The organism is Microbacterium elymi (assembly GCF_021582895.2).
Classification (GTDB): domain Bacteria; phylum Actinomycetota; class Actinomycetes; order Actinomycetales; family Microbacteriaceae; genus Microbacterium; species Microbacterium humicola.
In genome coordinates this window covers 2,246,547-2,265,359 of sequence record NZ_CP091139.2, presented here as the reverse complement: position 1 = coordinate 2,265,359, position 18,813 = coordinate 2,246,547, and the positions used below count along the sequence as shown (strand labels likewise).

General features: G+C 70.7%; 11 protein-coding genes and 9 pseudogenes. 3 read left to right on the top strand and 17 right to left on the bottom strand.

Features of this window, described 5'->3' with window-relative positions:
* Nucleotides 1-128: 128 nt before the first annotated feature.
* The 3 genes and pseudogenes from L2X98_RS12275 to L2X98_RS12265 form a co-directional block, all read right to left on the bottom strand.
* On the bottom strand, nt 129-287 hold the full coding sequence (locus L2X98_RS12275) for a PIN domain-containing protein (protein WP_259611085.1): 159 nt from the start codon (nt 285-287) through the stop codon (nt 129-131).
* Nucleotides 288-518: 231 nt separating this feature from the next.
* A complete protein-coding gene (locus L2X98_RS12270; protein WP_259611084.1) occupies nt 519-758 on the bottom strand; it encodes a FitA-like ribbon-helix-helix domain-containing protein in 240 nt (79 codons plus the stop codon).
* Nucleotides 759-878: 120 nt separating this feature from the next.
* Nucleotides 879-2,319 (bottom strand): annotated as a pseudogene (locus L2X98_RS12265) (dicarboxylate/amino acid:cation symporter).
* A 146-nt stretch (nt 2,320-2,465) separates the two neighbouring features.
* Here L2X98_RS12265 and L2X98_RS12260 point away from each other — a divergent pair.
* The 3 genes and pseudogenes from L2X98_RS12260 to L2X98_RS12245 all read left to right on the top strand — a co-directional run bounded on the left by L2X98_RS12260 (nt 2,466) and on the right by L2X98_RS12245 (nt 5,496).
* Nucleotides 2,466-3,403 (top strand): annotated as a pseudogene (locus tag L2X98_RS12260) (ABC transporter ATP-binding protein).
* Nucleotides 3,400-5,018 (top strand): annotated as a pseudogene (locus tag L2X98_RS12255) (ABC transporter permease). Before L2X98_RS12260 ends, L2X98_RS12255 begins: the two co-directional pseudogenes overlap by 4 nt.
* Before the next feature lie 10 nt (nt 5,019-5,028).
* Nucleotides 5,029-5,496 (top strand): GbsR/MarR family transcriptional regulator, encoded by a 468-nt coding sequence (locus L2X98_RS12245; protein WP_259611081.1) that lies wholly within the window; start codon nt 5,029-5,031, stop codon nt 5,494-5,496.
* Nucleotides 5,497-5,517: 21 nt separating this feature from the next.
* On the opposite strand, the pseudogene L2X98_RS22340 reads toward L2X98_RS12245, so the two are convergent.
* The 14 genes and pseudogenes from L2X98_RS22340 to L2X98_RS12185 form a co-directional block, all read right to left on the bottom strand.
* Nucleotides 5,518-7,592, bottom strand: a pseudogene (locus L2X98_RS22340) (ABC transporter ATP-binding protein).
* Nucleotides 7,589-9,316 (bottom strand): annotated as a pseudogene (locus L2X98_RS12235) (ABC transporter ATP-binding protein). The pseudogenes L2X98_RS22340 and L2X98_RS12235 overlap by 4 nt, the downstream one beginning before the upstream one ends.
* A gap of 69 nt (nt 9,317-9,385) precedes the next feature.
* On the bottom strand, nt 9,386-9,853 hold the full coding sequence (locus L2X98_RS12230) for an NUDIX hydrolase (protein ID WP_259613307.1): 468 nt from the start codon (nt 9,851-9,853) through the stop codon (nt 9,386-9,388).
* Nucleotides 9,850-10,864 (bottom strand): annotated as a pseudogene (locus L2X98_RS12225) (aldo/keto reductase family protein). The gene L2X98_RS12230 and the pseudogene L2X98_RS12225 overlap by 4 nt, the downstream one beginning before the upstream one ends.
* 9 nt (nt 10,865-10,873) lie before the next feature.
* The gene (locus L2X98_RS12220) at nt 10,874-12,445 is read right to left on the bottom strand and encodes a DUF4407 domain-containing protein (protein WP_259611080.1); all 1,572 of its coding nucleotides are present in this window, start codon (nt 12,443-12,445) and stop codon (nt 10,874-10,876) included.
* 68 nt (nt 12,446-12,513) lie between these two features.
* Nucleotides 12,514-13,754, bottom strand: a pseudogene (gene rlmN / locus L2X98_RS12215) (dual-specificity RNA methyltransferase RlmN).
* Nucleotides 13,755-13,825: 71 nt separating this feature from the next.
* The gene (locus tag L2X98_RS12210; RefSeq protein ID WP_259611079.1) at nt 13,826-14,608 is read right to left on the bottom strand and encodes a sulfite exporter TauE/SafE family protein; all 783 of its coding nucleotides are present in this window, start codon (nt 14,606-14,608) and stop codon (nt 13,826-13,828) included.
* A 70-nt stretch (nt 14,609-14,678) separates the two neighbouring features.
* Nucleotides 14,679-15,479: a metallophosphoesterase family protein gene (locus tag L2X98_RS12205; RefSeq protein ID WP_259611078.1), complete on the bottom strand. Its 801-nt coding sequence runs from the start codon at nt 15,477-15,479 to the stop codon at nt 14,679-14,681.
* Nucleotides 15,467-16,231: a thiamine pyrophosphate-dependent enzyme gene (locus tag L2X98_RS21145; RefSeq protein ID WP_354003048.1), complete on the bottom strand. Its 765-nt coding sequence runs from the start codon at nt 16,229-16,231 to the stop codon at nt 15,467-15,469. Before L2X98_RS21145 ends, L2X98_RS12205 begins: the two co-directional genes overlap by 13 nt.
* Before the next feature lie 118 nt (nt 16,232-16,349).
* A pseudogene (locus L2X98_RS21140) lies at nt 16,350-16,676 on the bottom strand (3D-(3,5/4)-trihydroxycyclohexane-1,2-dione acylhydrolase (decyclizing)); the annotation flags it as partial.
* A gap of 256 nt (nt 16,677-16,932) precedes the next feature.
* Complete coding sequence (locus tag L2X98_RS21135) at nt 16,933-17,361, bottom strand: thiamine pyrophosphate-binding protein (RefSeq protein WP_354002768.1); 429 nt, start codon at nt 17,359-17,361, stop codon at nt 16,933-16,935.
* 1 nt (nt 17,362) lies between these two features.
* The gene (locus tag L2X98_RS12195; protein ID WP_259611077.1) at nt 17,363-17,848 is read right to left on the bottom strand and encodes a 5-deoxy-glucuronate isomerase; all 486 of its coding nucleotides are present in this window, start codon (nt 17,846-17,848) and stop codon (nt 17,363-17,365) included.
* 88 nt (nt 17,849-17,936) lie between these two features.
* A pseudogene (locus tag L2X98_RS12190) lies at nt 17,937-18,218 on the bottom strand (5-deoxy-glucuronate isomerase); the annotation flags it as partial.
* Nucleotides 18,215-18,811, bottom strand: a complete 597-nt coding sequence (locus L2X98_RS12185) for a TIM barrel protein (RefSeq protein WP_259611076.1) — start codon at nt 18,809-18,811, stop codon at nt 18,215-18,217. The pseudogene L2X98_RS12190 and the gene L2X98_RS12185, both read right to left, overlap by 4 nt.
* Nucleotides 18,812-18,813 lie beyond the last annotated feature (2 nt).

The window sequence follows — 18,813 nt, the reverse complement described above, 5'->3', positions numbered from 1 at the left end:
GCCCGTCCAGTGTATACACAACCTCCCATCACTGGCGCGCGGGTGCCGCTGACCGGCGATACCGTATACATTCTGTCGGACCTGGCATCGGTGCCGAGTGGCGACTGCCCGGGCGGCTGAGGAGGCGGTCAGCGCAGCAGGACCACCGTGACGCCGAGCACCGGCGCGTTCGACAGCCGCGCGTCCGAGGTGAGCAGGTCGGCGTCGAGCAGGCGCGCTGCGGCGACGTAGAACGCATCGCTGATGCGCAGCGATGCGCGCAGTGCCCACGCCTCGGCCGTGATCAAGGCGTCGTCGACGCGGCGGATCGGGACGCTCCGATGCAAGCGCAATGGCGCGTTCGGCCTCGTCGGCGCTGATCTCGCCTGCGCGCACAAGGCGCCACAGCGTCGACAGCACCTCGAGGTCGATGATCGCCGGCGCCCACAGTTCGCATCCCTGCAGGGCAGCCAGCGCAGCGTCGCGCTGCAGCGTGGGAAGGATGGCGTCCACGAGCGCGCTCGCGTCGACGACGCGCCTCATGCGGCGTCCGGGTCGTACTCGCCGCGAGCCCCGTCGAGCGATCCCAGCACATCGATCGCACGCGCCGCGCCGGCCGCCCGCGCCTCGGTGGCCCAGTCGTCGAACAGCGGGCGGTCGAGGTCGACGCGGAGCACGCGCGTCACGTACTCCGACATCGAGATGCCCAGCCGGGCCGAGCGCTCCCCCAGCTTGGCGTGAAGATCGTCCGGAAGGTTGCGAACCTGCAGCGTGCTCATATCATGAGGCTAGCATGCACTTATCATGCACGTCGGGATGTCGAGGGAGTGACAGCCGGCAACGGACGGGGCGCGGCATCCACCCGATGATGGATGCCGCGCCCCGTTGTGCGCCGGATGTCAGACCGTGGCCTTCTCCGACTCGTCGTCGACCAGGCCCGCGGCCTCATCGGTGACCCGCAGCTCGGCCTCGTCGATGTCGCTGTCGTCGGCGAACGGCAGTCCCGCACGCGGGGCGTTGTACAGGTCGAGGTCGATGATGTGCTCGCGCTTGGCGACGATCGTCGGCACCAGCGCCTGCCCGGCGACGTTGACCGCGGTACGCCCCATGTCCAGGATCGGGTCGATCGCCAGCAGCAGGCCGACGCCCTCCAGCGGAAGGCCGAGCGTGGACAGCGTGAGCGTGAGCATCACGGTCGCGCCGGTGGTGCCGGCGGTCGCCGCCGATCCGAACACCGCCACCACGATGATCAGGATGTACTGGATCGGCGTGAGCGCGACACCGAAGAACTGCGCGACGAAGATCGCGGCGATGGCCGGGTAGATGGCGGCGCAGCCGTCCATCTTCGTCGTGGCGCCGAACGGCACCGCGAACGAGGCGTACGAACGCGGCACGCCGAGGTTGCGCTCGGTGACCCGCTCGGTCACCGGCAGCGTGCCGATCGACGAGCGGCTCACGAAGCCGAGCTGCACCGCCGGCCACACGCCCGAGTAGTACTGCCGGATCGACAGCCCGTGCGTCTTGACCAGGATCGGGTACACGACGAACAGGACGATGGCCAGACCCACGTAGACGGCGACCGCGAACCAGATCAGCGACGCGAGCTTCTCCCAGCCGTAGTTGACGACCGCGCTCGCGATCAGGCCCAGGGTGCCGATCGGAGCGATGCGGATGATCCACCAGAGCACCCGCTGGATGATCTTCAGGAACGACTCGACGACCGCCAGGAACGGCTCGGCCTTCCGGCCGGCCTTCAGCGCGGCGATGCCGATGACGGCGCTGACCACGATGACCTGCAGGATGTTGAACCCGACCGCCGAGCTGACGCTGTCTCCGTCCAGCGAGCTGGAGACCTGCAAGCCCGAGGAAGTTCTGCGGGATCAGCCCGATGAGGAAGTTCCACCAGGTGCCCACCGAGTGCGGCTCGCCGGTCTGCAGTCCCTCGCCGGCGCGGTTGCCGGGCTGGATGACCAGGCCCAGCACGATGCCGATCGAGACCGCGATGAAGGCGGTGATGGCGAACCACAGCAGCGTCTGCCCGGCCAGGCGCGCGGCGTTGCGCACCCGGCGCAGGTTCGAGATGCTCGAGACGATCGCGGCGAAGATCAGCGGCACGACCGCCGCCTTCAGCAGCGTGACGTACGACGAGCCGATCACGCCGAGGGTCGCGGCCAGCCCGTTCGGGTTGCCGGCGCTGTCGTCGCCGATCGACAGCGCCCACAGTCCCAGCACGATGCCGAGGACGAGGGCGATGAGGATCTGGAATCCGAAGTTGGTGAGCAGGCGCCGGGCAGGTCCGCGCTCTGCCTTGGCGTCGCGTGACGCGGTCTTGGTGCTCATGCGAGTCCGTTTCTGAGAGAAGACTGGGTGAGCCCGATGCTATGCAGGGCGAGCGGCCGCTGGTGCCGGTGTGACGTTTCGTGACGTCATCCCGCGTCATTTCAGAGTATTCACTAATTTGTGAAATCGGCGTACACTCGCCATCCATGACCACAGTGATCGACACCGGCGACCTGCACAAGCACTACGGTCGCGTCCACGCCCTCGACGGCCTCGACCTCCGCGTCGACGCCGGTGCGGTGCACGGCTTCCTCGGCCCGAACGGCGCGGGGAAGACCACCACCATCCGCGTGCTGCTGGGCCTTGCACGCAAGACGTCGGGGGCGGCATCCGTGTTCGGGATGGACCCCTGGACGGATGCCGTCGCCATCCATCGGCACACCGCGTATGTGCCCGGCGACGTCAGCGTCTGGCCGAACCTCAGTGGCGGCGAAGCCGTCGACCTGCTCGTCCGCCTGCGCGGCACCCCCCGCGCCGACCGGGCCTATCGCGCCGAGCGCGAGCGGCTGATGGCCGAGTTCCAGTTCGACCCCCGCAAGAAGGGGCGCAAGCTATTCGAAGGGCAACCGGCAGAAGGTCGCGCTGATCGCGGCGTTCGCCGTGCCGGCCGACCTGTACATCCTCGACGAGCCGACCAGCGGACTGGACCCGCTGATGTCGGTGACCTTCCACCGCGAAGTGGCCCGGGTGCGGGATGCCGGTGCCACGGTGCTGCTGTCCAGCCACATCCTCTCCGAGGTCGAGCAAGCTGTGCGATCGCCTCTCGATCATCCGCGCGGGACGGATCGTCGAGTCGGGGACGCTGGCCGAGCTGCGCCACCTCACGCGCACCGAGGTGTCGTTCGCCGCCGACGGGCAGGTCGCCGAGCGTCTGGCCGCGATCCCCGGCGCCCACGACCCGTCGGTGCAGGAGGGACGGGCGCGGTTCACGGTGGACAGCGACAAGATCGCGCAGACCCTGCCGGCGCTGGCGCAGCTGGGCGTGGAGGGGCTGCGCGTGGCGCCGCCGTCGCTGGAGGAGCTGTTCCTGCGGCACTACGGCGACGACGTCGCCGAGCTCGAGACGGCCGGGGCCGAGCGATGAGGCGGCTGACCGCTCTGCTGCGCCAGCGCGTGCGCCGGGACTGGCTCGAGCTGCTGCCGTGGATCGTCGGCACCGCCCTGATGGCCTACGCCGGCTACGCCGGAGTGACCCAGTCCTACTCCACCCTCGCCGACCGGCAGAACATCCTCGCCGCCGCCGTCGCCAACCCGGTCATCCTGATGTTCCGCGGCCTGCCGTCCGGCCCGAGCGAGGGCGCGTTCCTGGCATTCGAGATCCTGCCCTGGCTGGCGATCCTCGCGGCGCTGATGACGACGTTCCTGGCGGTGCGGCACACCCGCGGCGACGAGGAGGCGGGCCGGACCGAGCTGCTGTCGGCGACCCCGGCGGGCCGCACGATGCCCACCCTGGCCACGATCGTGCACGGCGTGCTCGCCAGCGTCGTGCTCGCCATCCTCACCGCCCTGGCGCTGATCTCCACCGGGCTGGGCCCTGCCGGATCCTGGCTGGCCGGTGCCGCCGCCGGCGCCACCGGCATCGCCTTCCTGGGCATCGGGCTGATCGCCGCCCAGCTGGCCCGCACCTCGCGTGCGGCCAACTCCATCACCATCTGGGTCCTGGTGGGCACGTTCCTGCTGCGCGGAATCGGCAACGCCGCGGGCACGCCCAGCGACGACCTGACGCACATCACCAGCAGCTGGCCGGCCTGGATCTCGCCGTTCGGCTGGGCCGAGCAGACGCGTCCGTTCGATGAGGGCACCTGGTGGCCGGTGCTGCTGGCGGTCGGGGTCGGGCTCGGGCTGAGCGTGCTGGCCACCGTCCTGCAGTCGGTCCGCGACATCGACGCGAGCTTCCTCGTGGGGCGGCAGGGACGGGTGCATGCGCGGCCGGCACTGTCGACGTCGCACGCGCTGGTGTGGCGCCTGGCGTCCGGCTCGATCATCGGGTGGGCGATCGGCGGGGCGCTGACCGGCATCCTCGCGACGAGCTTGGGCGGCATCGTCGACCAGGTCGCCGGTTCGAACCCCGCGGTGGCCGACATCATCACGAAGCTCTCGCAGTCGGGCTCGATCGACGAGGCGGTCGTGACGGTCTTCTTCACGATGCTCGGCATCGTGGCCGGGTGCTGCGCGGTCCAGACGGTCGTCCGCGCCCGGCAGGAGGAGGCCCACGGCACCGCAGAGCCGGTGCTGGGAACGCTGGTCGGCCGCGTGCGCTGGCTCGCCGACTACCTCATCGTCGCCAGCTGTGCGGTGCTGATCATCGTCGTGGCCGCCGTCGCCGCCGGATTCCTGGGGCTGGCCGCGGCCGGCGGCGACGGCGACCTGTACCGCACGGTGCTCGTGGACGGCGGCGGCGAGTTCGTGGCGGCATCCGTGTTCACGGTCGTCACCGCGCTGGTGTTCGTGCTCCTGCCCCGCGCGACGATCGGGCTCGCCTGGGCGCTGCGCTGATCGCCACGATGCTGGGGATGTTCGGCCCGCTGTTCGGCCTGCCCGAGTGGACCACGAACTTCTCGCCGTTCGGCGTGACGCCGGTGGTCTCGGGCAGCGACGTGGACGTGCGGGGGCTGTGGTGGCTCATCGCCGCGGTCGTGGTCGGGGCCGCCGCATCCCTCACCCTGATGCGGCGGCGCCAACTGGCCGCCGACGGATAGATTCGATGTGATGAGCCAGCACCGAGCGAGCGAGCAGGCCGAAGAGGCGGCGGCCGTGATGACGGCCGCCGGCATGCCCCGCATGCCGGCCCGGGTGCTGATGGCGCTGCTGGCCGCTCCCGACGGCGGCTACACCGCCGCCGAGCTCGGCGATCGTCTCGGCGTGAGCGCCGCCGCCGTGTCGGGCGCGGTGCGGTATCTGCAGACGCTGCACTTCATCCGCCGACGTTCCCGGCCCGGGCATCGGCGCGATCGCTACGAAGTCGTCTCGGACTCGTGGTTCGGCGTGATGACGGCCAACGCCCCGGTGTACAACCGGCTCGCCGACCTGATCGACGGGATCCGGGCCGCGCAGGACGACCCGGATGCCGCGGTCCATGCGGCCGAGATGTCCTCGTTCCTGCGGTTCATGGCCCGGCGGATGCCGGAACTGGTGCAGGAGTGGGAGGCCGAGCGGAACGGGCCGGAGGGCGCCTGAGCACCCTCCGGCCCGTCGGAGTCAGGCCGACTCGGTCTCGCCGCCTGCCTCGAGGACCGACACCGTGCCGGTCGCGACGGCCATCAGCGCCTCTTCGGCGTCGATGTCGGTCGCGGCCTGCTCGAACTGGGCCTGATACAGCCGCCAGTACGCGCCCTCGCGCGCGATCAGCTCGTCGTGCGTGCCCTGCTCGACGATGTCGCCGTGCTCCATCACGAGGATGAGGTCGGCGTCGCGGATGGTGGAGAGCCGGTGGGCGATCACGAACGAGGTGCGGCCCTGGCGCAGGCACCGCCATCGCGTGCTGCAGCGAGCTCGGTGCGGGTGTCGACCGAGCTGGTCGCCTCGTCCAGGATCAGCACCGACGGCTGTGCCACGAACGCGCGGGCGATGGTGATCAGCTGCTTCTCGCCCGCCGAGACGTTCGACGCGTCCTCGTCCAGCACGGTGTCGTACCCGTCCGGCAGCGAGTGCACGAACCGGTCGACCCGGGTCGCGGTGGCCGCGGCGACGATCTCGTCGTCGGTGGCCGACTCGCGCCCGTACCGGATGTTCTCCCGGATCGTGCCGGCGAACAGCCAGGGGTCCTGCAGCACCATGCCGGTGCGGCTGCGCACGTCGTCGCGGGTGAGCGCGCCGATGTCCTGCCCGTCCAGCAGGATCCGGCCGCCGTCCAGCTCGTAGAACCGCATCAGCAGGTTCACCAGCGTCGTCTTGCCGGCCCCGGTCGGTCCGACGATCGCGACGGTCTGCCCCGGTTCGACCCGGAACGAGAGATCGCGGATGAGCGGATGCTCGGGGTCGTACGCGAAGCGCACCCCCTCGAACTCGATCACCCCGGCGCCCGGCTCGGAGCGCGGGCGCGTCGTCGGAATCCGGCTCCTGCTCGTCGGCATCCAGCAGCTGGAACACCCGCTCGGCCGACGCCGTGCCGGACTGCACGACCGCGGCCATGCCGCCCAGCTCGGACAGCGGCTGGGTGAACTGCTGCGAGTACTGGATGAACGCCTGCACATCGCCGAGCCGCAGATTGCCGGACGCGACCATCAGTCCGCCCAGCACCGCGATGCCCACGTAGGTCAGGCTGCCGATGAACATCATGCCGGGCATGATGATGCCGGACAGGAACTGCGCCTTGAACGAGGCCTGGAACAGCTCCTCGTTCTCATCGGCGAACTTCTCGCGCGAGTCGCGCTCGCGGCCGAACACCTGGACCAGCGCGTGGCCCGAGAACGACTCCTCGACGCGGGCGTTCAGTCGCCCGACCTTGCGCCACTGCGTGTTGAACGCCTTCTGCGACTTCGGGCCGATGACCCCGAAGATGACCGCCATCAGCGGCAGCGAGACCAGCGCGACCAGGGCCAGCTGCCACGAGATGGTGAACATCATGATCAGCACGCCGACCACCGTCAGCACGCTGGTCAGCGCGCCCGACAGGGACTGCTGCATCGTCTGGGTGATGTTGTCGATGTCGTTGGTGACCCGCGAGATCAGCTCGCCGCGCTGCACCTTGTCGAAGTACGACAGCGGCAAGCCGGTTCAGCTTCGCCTCGACCTCTTCGCGCAGTCGCCACATGGTGCGGACCATGATCACGTTGATCACATAGCCCTGCACCCAGCTCGAGCAGCGCGGAGGCCACGTAGATGACCAGGACCCAGGCGATGATGTAGCGCAACCGCTCGAAGTCGACCCCGGCGCCGACGTGGAAGTCGCTGAACGCGGCCACCATGTTGGCGATGTCGGTCTGCCCCGCCTGCTCGAGCGCGTCGACGACCTGCTGCTGGGACGCCCCCGCGGGGAAGTTCGCCCCGAGCGCGGCCGAGATGACGCCCTCGAAGATGATGTTGGTCGCCTCGCCGAGCACCTTCGGTGCGATCACGGCCAGGGCGACGCCGATCGCTCCGGCTAGCGAGACCAGGGAGAAGGCGATCCAGTGCGGCCGCAGCAGTCCGATCATCCGGGTGAAGCTGGCGCGGAAGTTCGCGGCCTTGCCGGGCGCGACCCCGCCGCTCCAATCGTCGGCGTTCAGCCGCGCCTGCTCGGCGAGCTCCTGTTCGAGCCGCTCCTCTTCGGTGAGCATGTCCGGCGCGCTCATGCCTGCACTCCCAGCTGCGAGTCGACGATCTCTTTGTAGGTGGAGCAGGTCTGCAGCAGTTCGTCGTGCGTTCCGATGCCGACCACCCGGCCGTCGTCGAGGACGACGATCCGGTCGGCGTCGGTGATGGTGGACACGCGCTTGCGCGACGACGATCTTGGTCACCTCCGGCATCCGCTCCCAGAGGGCGTGTCTGAGCCGGGCGTCGGTGGACAGGTCCAGGGCCGAGAACGAGTCGTCGAAGATCAGGATGTCGGGCTGGTGCACGATCGCGCGCGCGATCGCCAGCCGCTGCCGTTGCCCGCCCGAGACGTTCGTGCCGCCCTGGGCGATGCGCGCCGACAGCCCGCCGTCCTTCTCGGCGACGAAGTCGCGGCCCTGGGCGATCTCCAGCGCCGCCCACAGCTCGGCGTCGGTGGCCTCTTCTCGGCCGAAGCGCAGGTTCGAGGCGATCGTCCCGGTGAACAGGAACGGGCGCTGCGGGACCAGCCCGATCCCCTTCCACATCTGATCGAGGTCGGCCTCGCGCACGTCGACGCCGGCGACCCGGACGGCGCCGGAGGTCGCATCGAACAGGCGCGGGATGAGCGAGACCAGCGTGGTCTTGCCGGCGCCGGTGGAGCCGACGATCGCGACCGTCTCGCCCGGCTCGGCCCGGAACGAGATGTCCTTGAGGACCGGCTCGTCCGCCCCCGGGTAGGCGAAGGTGACGTGGTCGAACTCGACGGCGCCGCGCTGCGGGAAGGCGGCCACCGGGGCGTCCGGGCGGGCGAGCGAGCTGTCGGTGTCGAGCACCTCGCCGATGCGCTCGGCCGAGACCGCCGCCCGCGGGATCATGATCGTCATGAAGCTGGCCATCAGCACGCCCATCAGGATCTGCCCGACGTACTGCATGAACGCGAACAGCGTGCCGATCTGCACGTCGCCGTCGTTGACCGCGATGCCGCCGAACCAGATGACGCCCACCACGGTGAGGTTCAGCACGAGCATCGCCAGCGGGAACAGGATCACGAACAGCGATCCGACCCGGCGGCCGATCACCATGATGTCGGTGTTCGCACCGCGGAAGCGGTCCTCTTCGATCCGCTCCCGCACGAACGCGCGCACCACGCGCACGCCGGTGAGCTGTTCGCGCATGATGCGGTTCACCGCGTCGAGCTTGAGCTGGTAGCGGCGGAACAGCGGCACCATCCGGCTGACCACCACGATCGCCAGCAGCAGCAGAAGGGGCACTGAGACGGCGATCAGCCAGCTCAGTCCGACGTCCTGCTCGAGCGCCATGATGATCCCGCCGATGGCCAGCAGCGGGGCCGTGACCAGCATGGTCGCGCCCATCATCGCCAGCATCTGCACCTGCTGCACGTCGTTGGTGTTGCGGGTGATCAGCGAGCCGGCGCCGAAGCCCGAGATCTCGCGCTCGGAGAACGAGCTCACCCGGTCGTAGACGTCGCGGCGGATGTCACGGCCCGTGGCCATCGCGGCCCGGGCGGCGAAGTAGGTGGCGATGATGGACGCGACGATCTGGCCGAGCGAGATCAGCAGCATGAAGCCGCCGTGCGACCAGATGAAGGCGGTGTCGCCGACGGCGACGCCCTTGTCGATGATGTCGGCGTTCAGCCGCGGCAGGTACAGCTGCGCCATGACCGACGCGAACTGGAACACGAGCACCGCCAGCAGCGCCAGCGGTAGGTCTTGAGATAGCGGAAAAGGACTTTCGCGAGCACGGAGGACTCCAGAGGGGGATCGCGCGAGTGCGCGGACGTACTAGAGTGCCACGGACCGCCGACACTCTGCTAGTCGCCGGCGTCCACCAGTGCGTCCAGGGCCGGCCGCTGGCCCTTCACGAGCCGCGTCCGGGCGCTCTGGATCGGCGTCCACTCCGCCCGGTCGACCTCTCCGAACGCGTGCCGGGTGCCCGAGTGCGGCGGCCATTCCAGCTCGAACGTGCCGTAGGTGAACACGGATGCCGTGAACCCGGTGCCGTCGACGGCGAACACCGTCACCCGCTTGCCCGAGGAGTACGCCCAGGTGCCGAGTTCGATGCGGGGCCCGTCGGGCGGGTCGACGCCGAGCTCCTCGCGGAACTCGCGCTCCGCGGCATCCGCCGCCGTCTCGAGGTCCGGGTCGAACTCGCCCTTGGGGATCGACCAGGCCGCGGCATCCTTGCGCGCCCAGAACGGGCCGCCCATGTGCGCGATGAACACCTCGAGCGCACCGCCTGTGCGGCGATGCAGGAGGAGCCCCGCGCTGCGGATCATCAGGCCGGTCGCGTCTTCGGCGACACCTCGTACGTCTTCTGCGGGTCGCGCACGACGACGTCACCCAGCGCGGCGTCGATCGCCGCGAGGGCGGCGGCATCCAGCGTCACTCCGGACGCGGCCACGTTCGACGCGATCTGCTCGGGGCGGGATGCCCCCACCAGCGCCGAGGCCACGTTCGGGTTCTGCAGCACCCACGCGATCGCCAGCTGCGGCATCGTCAGGCCGGCCTCGGCTGCGATGGGCTTCAGCTTCTGCACCGCCGTGAGCACATCGTCGCGCAGGAAGCGCCGGATGAACGCGGCTCCGCTGTTCTCATCGGTCGCGCGCGACCCCTCGGGCACGGGCTCGCCGGGGAGGTACTTGCCGCTGAGCACGCCCTGCGCCATCGGCGACCACACGATCTGCGAGATGCCGACCTCTTCGCTGGCCGGCACGACCTTCTCCTCGATGACCCGCCACAGCATCGAGTACTGCGGCTGGTTCGAGATCAGCGGCACATGCAGCTGCACCGCCAGGGCGGATGCCTCGCGCAGCTGCTCGGCCGTCCACTCGCTCACGCCGATGTACAGCGCCTTGCCCTGACGGACGACGTCGGCGAACGCCTGCATCGTCTCCTCCAGCGGGGTCTCGTAGTCGTAGCGGTGGGCCTGGTACAGGTCGACGTAGTCGACCCCCAGTCGCCGCAAGCGATCCGTTGATCCCCTCCAGGATGTGCTTGCGCGACAGGCCGGCGTCGTTCGGCCCCTTCGGCCCGACCGGCCAGTACACCTTGGTGAACAGCTCCAGCCCCTCGCGGCGCTGACCCGACAGCGCCTTGCCCAGGACGACCTCGGCGGCGGTGTTCGCATACGTGTCAGCCGTGTCGAACGTCGTGATCCCGGCATCCAGCGCCGCGTGCACCGTCGCGATCGCGGCGCTGTCGTCGATCTGCGAGGCGTGCGTCACCCAGTTGCCGTAGGTGATCTCCGAGACCTTGAGTCCGCTGTTTCCGAGGTACCGATAGTTGACCATTCCATTACGCTACCGGTGTCGCACGGCACCCTGTTCATCTCGCAGGACATTCGACCGCGGCATCCGCGACACGCCGTTCGACACGCTGAGACCGCACAGATCTTCCTGCGATCTGAACGCGGTGGGGCGGATGCCGAAGCCGGCGCGGTCTGTCAGCCGGCGCTTCCCAGGGCGATGCCGGCCCGCTCGTTCCAGCTTGCGGCTGGTGACGCGGTCCAGCGCGACCTGCCGGCGCAGGGCGTCGGCCTTCTCGTACAGCGACGGATCCCCGTAGCTGGTCAGCACCTTCACCAGGACCGGCAAGAGCTCGATCATGAAGAACAGCGCGGCGATCAGCCAGTGTGCCCAGGCCAGTGTCGGCTCCTTCTGCGAGAGTCGGTCCAGCGCGCCGATCTGGCTGAGCAGACCGACCGCGTCGGCGTTGCCGCCGGCGACCGACGATGCGCGGGCGTCGTAGGCGGCCAGGGCCGCCTTGTAGGTCGCGCGGGCGGCGGGCAGCTGGTCCTGCGCCTGCTTCTTGTTCTGCGCCTCGGCCGCGCCGACCGCGGCCGTGCCCGAGGCGTCGGCCGCGGCGAGCGCGGCGTTCGCGTCCCGCAGCTTCGCAGCCAGGGCGTCGTACGACGACTGGGCGGCGGCCAGCTGGTCCTTGGCGGCGGCCGAGCTCGCGCCGGAGCCGACGACGCCGGTGCAGCCGGGACGCTGCCCTGCCCCTTTCCGGTCAGCTCGCACTGATAGAGGGCGCGCGCCCGGTCGATGACCTTCTGCTTGCGCGGCGAGCTTCGCATCGAGGTCGTCGACCGTCTGCTGCGCGGCGACCGACGCCGCCGACGTCGACGAGGTGCCCGCGACGATCCCGGTGGCCGCCTGGTTCTCCAGGGCGGCGACCCGGGTGGTCGCGGCATCCATCGCCTTCTTCTCCGGGCCGTCCGAGACGCCCTTCTGATCGGCGAGGGCGTGCGCGACGTTGCTGGAGGTGACCTCGCGCGCGATGTCGTTGTGGAACACCTGCAGCACGAGCGGCTCGGCCACCACGATGCCGATGATGGCGGCCATGACCACTCGCGGCAGGGCCAGGCCGAGCAGCTTCAGCGCACTGTGCGTGGCGCGCATGGTCGAGGTGAGGAACCGGTCGAGGTTGAAGATGATCAGCGCCCAGACCAGGGCGATCGGCACCGCGACCCACACCGCGACGCGCACGCCGGTCATCAGCGCGAAGAACATCGACAGCGCCGAGACGAGGGCGGTGCCGGCCAGGACGAAGAACATCTGCACGAACCGGGGCGTCTCGATCGGAACCTCGGCCAGGACGTCGGCGTCGGCGCCGCCGAGGACGGCCAGCCGCCGGGTCCATGGCATGCCGGCGCGCGCACGACGCGGGCGGCGGGTGGGCGCGGGCTCGGCGGGTGCGTCCGGTGCGGGGGCGAACTCGGCGGGCTCGGGCTCGGCGGGGGCGTCCGGGTCATCCATCCCCTGCAGGTCGCTCAGATAGAGCGGCTCGGTCTCGTCCTCCGCGTCGGGTGCGTCGAGCTCGATGCGGCCGTCGGAGTCGAAGCGGCCAGGCCGGTGGACGGAAAACGACATCGTGCCAGCGTAGACGGCCGCGGCTGGACGCCGGATGGGCGGCGGTTGTGTGCGCGGTGTGACCGGGGTCAGACCTCGACCGGGGTCGCCTGCGCCGCCTGCTGGTCGTCTTCGGTGGCCACGAGCTGTCCGCAGGCGCCGTCGATGTCCTTGCCGCGGGTGTCACGGATGGTGGTGGGGATGCCGTGGGCCTCGAGCCGGCGGACGAACTCGTCCTGCGCCTGCCGGGTGGACGCGGTCCACACCGACCCGGGCGTCGGGTTCAGCGGGATCGGGTTCACGTGCACCCAGCCGTGCCCGCGGGCGTTCAGCTTCTCGGCCAGCAGGTCGGCCCGCCAGCCGTGGTCGTTCATGTCCTTGATCAGCGCGTACTCGATCGAGACGCGACGTCCCGTCTTCTCGAAGTACTCGCGGGCGGCATCCAGTGCCTCGTCGACCTTCCAGCGCGAGTTGATCGGGATCATCTCGTCGCGCAAGCTCGTCGTCGGGCGCGTGCAGCGACAGCGCGAACGTCACCGGCACGCCCTCATCCGACAGCTTGCGGATCGCCGGGACCAGCCCGACCGTCGAGATGGTGATGCCGCGGGCGCTCATGCCCAGGCCGTGCTTCTTGTCGGTCATCACGCGCACCGCGTGCATCACCCGGGCATAGTTGGCCAGCGGCTCGCCCATGCCCATGAACACGATGTTCGAGACGCGCTCGCCGGTGTGCCCGACCGCGCGCGGGTCGCCCAGCTCGCCGTCGGCGATCACCCGGTTGGCGCGCACGACCTGGGCGACGATCTCTGCCGCCGACATGTTGCGGGTCAGTCCGGCCTGGCCGGTGGCGCAGAACGGGCAGTTCATGCCGCAGCCGGCCTGGCTGGACACGCACAGCGTGATCCGGCCCGGGTAGCGCATCAGCACCGACTCGACCAGCGCGCCGTCGTGCAGCTTCCAGAGGAACTTGATCGTGTCGCCCCGGTCGGTGCGCAGACGCCGCACCTCGGTCAGCAGCGGGCAGCATGCCGTGCACGAACGCCTCCCGCCCCTCGGCGGGCAGGTCGGTCATCGCGGCCGGGTCGTGCGTGCCGTGGGTGAAGAAGTGCTTCTCCAGCTGTGCGGCACGGAATCCCGGCATCCCCAGCTCGACGACCTTCTCCACGCGCTGGGTGTGCGTGAGGTCGGCCAGGTGCACCGGCGGCTTGCCGCGGCGGGGGCTGGCGAACTGCAGCAGCGGCTTGCCCTCGGCATCCTTCTTCTGCGTCCACCCTTCGGTGCGCGGCCGGACCTGCGTCGCGGGCGGGGTCGAAGGAGGGGTGGAGGTCATCCGTCCAGGGTACGCGAGCCGCCTGCGCGCTCGCCGAGTCCGGCTGCCGTCCGGTTCTGCGAGTCCTCGGATCACACCAGGAGGTACAGCGAACCCACGACCGTGAGCGTGATGATGATGCGGTCGAACAGCACCTGGCTGATCCGGCCGGCGATGGCGCGGCCGACGAAGGCCGCGCCGACCACCACCGGGATCAGGACCAGGTCGACCAGCAGTCCGGACGGGGTGATCAGGCCCAGTCCGATCGAGAACGGCAGCTTCGTGACGTTCACGATGGCGAAGAACCAGGCGCTGGTGCCCAGGAACGCCTTGACCGGGAACCGCGCGGCCAGGAAGTACATCGACATCACCGGGCCGGCGGCGTTGGCCACCATCGTGGTGAATCCGGCGAGGCTGCCGTAGGTGGCTGCGGCGGCCCGGTGCGAGCCGGCGGTGCCGGGGGCGGGCTGGTGCGATCCGGCGGTGCCGGGGGCGGCCTCGCGCCGAGCCTGCCGCGCCCGCCGCCAGAGGCTGACCGCCACCACCGTCAGGAGCAGGATCGCGATCATCCGGCGCACCCACGTATCGGAGGCGAAGGCGAGGAACACCGCTCCCCCGACGAGCCCCACGATCACGGCGGGCGCCAGCCGTATCAGGGTGCGGATGTCGGCGTGCCGGCGATACGCCCACAGCGCGAAGACGTCACCGACGATCAGCAGCACCAGGATCGTGCCGGTGGACTGCTTGGCCGGGAGCACCGCGGCGAACAGCGCCACGGCCAGGGTGGCGGCCCCCGGCAGCGCCGCTTTGGACAGCCCGATCACGGCGGCCCCGACCGCCAGGGCGACCCACACTAGCGCGCTCAGCTCGGGCATCGGCTCACGGAGGTCACCGCTTCACGGTATCCGGTCGTGGTGGCTGCCGGGTGCCATGCCCCAGCCGCCGTCACGAGGCGACGTGCTCCAGCTGTCGCACCCGCCGGGTGTCCTCGTCGAACGCGAACACCGCCACGGCCTCGGGCACGCCCTGGTCGAAGCATCCGCGTGCGAAGACGTCCACGCCGAGGGTGCGGAAGCGGTCGCTGCGATGATAGTGCCCGTGGAAGCTCGCGGCGGGAGCGACCAGCTCGAGCGCTCGACGCACGGCGGGGTCGCCGACGTAGGCGGTCTTGTGCACGTAGCCGCTGCCGGCGGGCCAGTCGTGGGTCAGCACGATGTCGGCCGGCCCGGCGGTGCAGAGGCGGAGCACCTCCTCGACGCTGTAGTAGCCGTGCACGCGGGTCTCGGCGCTGCGCGCCCGTTCCCAGGTGCGCAGCGGGCGGCCGTCGGGCGGTCGGATGCCGGAGAGGAAGGCCACGTCCATCCCGGCGATGTGCGCGTGTCCGGCGCGGCCGAGGAACCAGACGTCGGGGGCCAGACGCGCTCCCCCGGCGATGAAGCCGCCGTTCTCGTCGAGCGTGCGCCAGGGTTCGTGGTTGCCGCCGATGAAGTAGACCGGCGCCGGAAAGCGGATGCGCCCGGCCTTGACATCGGCGAAGTCGCTCAGGCGCCGGCGCTCGGGCTTGATGTGCACCTCCGCCAGCTGCTCCTCGTCGGCGGTGGGCTCCGCATCCCCGACTTGGAAGACCGCCGACAGCTCGGCGCCGTCGGGAAGGAAGCCCGCCGCCACCCGGATGTCGTCGGCAAGACCCGCCCACCGGCCGTGCACGTCTCCGGCGACCGCGAAGTACACCGTCACAGATGCCACCGCTGCGCGCGCGCGTCGTGCTCGTACTGCGCCCGCGCGCGCTGCGTGCTGGGCAGCGACGACACCTCGGCCACCGGCACGTCCCACCATGCGCCACCAGGGGCCGACGGGGCGAGCGGATCGGTGCGCACGTAGATCGCGGCGGTCTCGTCGGCGGCGAGCGCGCGCCGCACGGCATCCCGGAACGATGCGGTCGAGTCGGCCTCGAACACCTCGACCCCGAGGCTGCGCAGGTTCGCGGCGTAGTCGACCGGCAAGCCGTCGCCGTCCAGGCGCCCGGATGCAGTGTCGCGATACCGGTACTTCGTGCCGAACCGCTGTGAGCCGACCGACTCCGAGAGGTTGCCGATGGAGGCGTACCCGCGGTTGTCGACGAGCACCACCACGAGCTTCTGCCGCTCGGCGACGGCCGTGACGAGCTCCTGCGACAGCATCAGGTACGACCCGTCGCCGACGAAGGCGACGACCTGACGGTCGCCTCCCGCGAGCTTCACGCCGAGCGCCCCCGCCACCTCGTAGCCCATCGTCGAGAACGCGTACTCGACGTGGTACTGGCGCGGCGAAAGCGGCTCCCAGATCCGGTGCAGGTCGCCCGGGGCGCTGCCGGCCGCGTTGACGATCACGTCCTCGGGGGCGAGCTCGTCGTTGAGGATGCCGATGAGCTCGGCCTGACTCGGCAGGCCGAGGGCGCTGTGCGCGGCCCAGTCCTGGGTGACGGCGGCGCTGCGCTCGGCATCCCATGCGGAGCGCAAGCTCGGCGACCCGCGCCCCGTGGGCCGGCTCCGGCGCCGCGTTGGCCGTCGCCGACTCGAGCTGCGCGAGCACCGTGCGGGCGTCGCCGAGCAACGGAAGACCGGCGAGCTTCGGCGTGTCCATCGGGGTGATGTTGATGTTCACGAACCGCACGTCGGGGTTCTGGAACAGGCTCATCGAGGCCGTCGTGAAGTCGGAGTAGCGCGTTCCGATGCCGATGACCACGTCGGCGTCGCCGGCGAGCGCGGTGGCGGCCGTCGTGCCGGTGGCGCCCAGCCCGCCGATGTCCATCGCGTGGCCGGGCGGGAGGACTCCCTTCCCGGCGTGCGTCTGTCCGACGGGGATCCCGAGCCGCCGGGCGAACGCGGCGAGCGCGTCGCCGGCCCGCGAGTAGTGCACGCCGCCTCCCGCGACGATGAGGGGATGTCGCGCCCCGGCGATCATCGCTGCGGCCTCGGCCACGGCGTCGGCGTCGGCCGGCGTGCGGGGGATCGCCCAGGTGCGACGTCGGAACAGCTCCTCCGGCCAGTCGAACGCCTCGGCCTGCACGTCCTCGGGCAGCGCCACGACCACGGCGCCGGCCTGCGTCGGGTCGGACAGCGCCCGCATGGCCTCCAGGAGGGCGGCGGGCAGCTGCTCGGGCCGCCACACGCGGTCGAAGAACACCGAGACGGCGCGGAACGCGTCGTTCACGCTGACATCACGACTCTGCGGGCGCTCGAGCTCGTCGAGCACCCGGGTCGGGACGCCGATTCGCGAACACGTCGGCCGGGAACAGCAGCACCGGAATGCGGTTCGTGGTCGCCAGCGCCGCACCGGTGATCATGTTCATCGCGCCCGGACCGACTGACGTCGTCACCGCCATGGTCGAGAGCCGATCCCGGTCCTTGGCGAAGGCGACGGCGGCGTTGACGGCACCCTGCTCGTTCCGGGTGAGGATGTAGGGCATCTCGGCCGGATCGTGCAGCTCGGCCTCCAGCAGCGCCTGCCCGATGCCCGCGACGTTGCCGTGGCCGAAGATGCCGAGGAACCCCTCGACGAGTCGATGCTCGACGCCGTCCCGGCGTGTGTACTGCTGCGCGAGGAATCGAATGGTCGCCTGCGCGACCGTCAATCTGACGGTGGACATGTCACCTCCGGAACGGGAGCCGAGGATCGACCTCGAGCTCGGGCCAGGTCTGGCGGATCCACGCATGCGCGGGATCGTCTGTGATCAGCCATCGGCGGGCCGGCCCGGTGCCCGGTCCCGCCATGACGTTGAGGTAGTAGAGGTCATGTCCGGGCGCGGCGACGGTCGGCCCGTGGTAGCCGTACGGGATCAGCACGGTGTCGCCGTCGCGCACCTCGCGCGCCAGGTCGATGTCGCGCGCGTCGGAGGCGTATACCCGCTGCAGGGCGAAGCCGGGCGTGCCGGTGGGCGACGCGGCGATCTCGTAGTGGTAGATCTCCTCGAGCTCCGATTCGTCGGGACCCTCCGCGTCGTGCTTGTGCGGCGGGTAGCTCGACCATTCGCCGCCGGGGGTCAGCACTTCGCACACGATGAGCCGGTCGGCGTGCAGGTGCGCCGGCGTCCCGTGGTTGCGCACCTCCCGTGAGCACACTCCCGCCCCGCGCAAGCTCGACGCCCACCTCGGCGGGGGTGATGTGCTGGACGGGATGCCGCACCCGCGTCGGCGCCCAGCAGAACGCGAACCGTGCGTCCGACTCGCAGCTCACAGCGGCGTCCGCACCCTCGGGGACGTAGAGCACGTCGGTCTGGTGCCAGACGGACGGCCGGCCGGCCAGCGTGTGCATCGTGCCGTCGATGGCCACGTCAGCGCCGCCGGCGAGGGGGACGATGAGCGTCTCGCGTCCTGTCGTGGTCAGCCCGACGGTCTCACCCGGGCCCATCCGCCGGACGACGAGTCCCGTGTAGCGCCATTCGACGCCGTCGGGTGCGACGTCGACGACGGTGGCCCCGGCGCCTGCGCGCACGAAACCGGTCATGCCGCCCTCGCAAGGAGGTTCCGCAGGTAGGTGGCGGCGGCCGCGACGTCGGCGGCGGGTCCGTCGCCGGGCTGCGGCGCCTCGTCGAGGATGACGTCGCGCTCGAGCACGTAGACCCCGCGGTACCCGGCGCGCTCGAGGGCTCCCACGATGCGGTCGAGGTCGATGTCACCCGTGCCGATGGCGGTGTACAGCCCGTGCCGCACGGCGTCCGTGTAAGCGATCTCGCCGCTGCGGACGCGGGCAGCGAGGGCCGCATCGACATCCTTGACGTGCACGTGGCCGATCCGCCCGGCGTGCTCGTCGACGAACGCGGCGACGTCGGTGCCGCCGATCGTCATGTGACCAGTGTCCAGGCACAGCGGGATCTGCGTGCCGGCCAGGACCCGGTCGATCTCGTCGCGGGTCTCGATCATCGTGCCGATGTGCGGGTGGAGGGATGCCGCGAGGCCGTGCTCGCGGACCGCGGCGGCGACGCGGTCGAGGTTGCCCAGCAGGGTCGCCCACCCCTCGTCGTCCAGCGCCGGACGGGAGTCGTAGCCGTCCTGCCCGGTGGCCGCGGCCAGCACGACGCGGTCGGCGCCGGCGCGCACGA

Bases quoted from the DNA above. Each gene is read 5' to 3' on its own strand.
- L2X98_RS12270 (WP_259611084.1), bottom strand. From the start codon at position 758: ATGAGCACGCTGCAGGTTCGCAACCTTCCGGACGATCTTCACGCCAAG.
- L2X98_RS12245 (WP_259611081.1), top strand. From the start codon at position 5,029: ATGAGCCAGCACCGAGCGAGCGAGCAGGCCGAAGAGGCGGCGGCCGTG.
- L2X98_RS12220 (WP_259611080.1), bottom strand. From the start codon at position 12,445: ATGTCGTTTTCCGTCCACCGGCCTGGCCGCTTCGACTCCGACGGCCGC.
- L2X98_RS12210 (WP_259611079.1), bottom strand. From the start codon at position 14,608: ATGCCCGAGCTGAGCGCGCTAGTGTGGGTCGCCCTGGCGGTCGGGGCC.
- L2X98_RS21135 (WP_354002768.1), bottom strand. From the start codon at position 17,361: ATGTCCACCGTCAGATTGACGGTCGCGCAGGCGACCATTCGATTCCTC.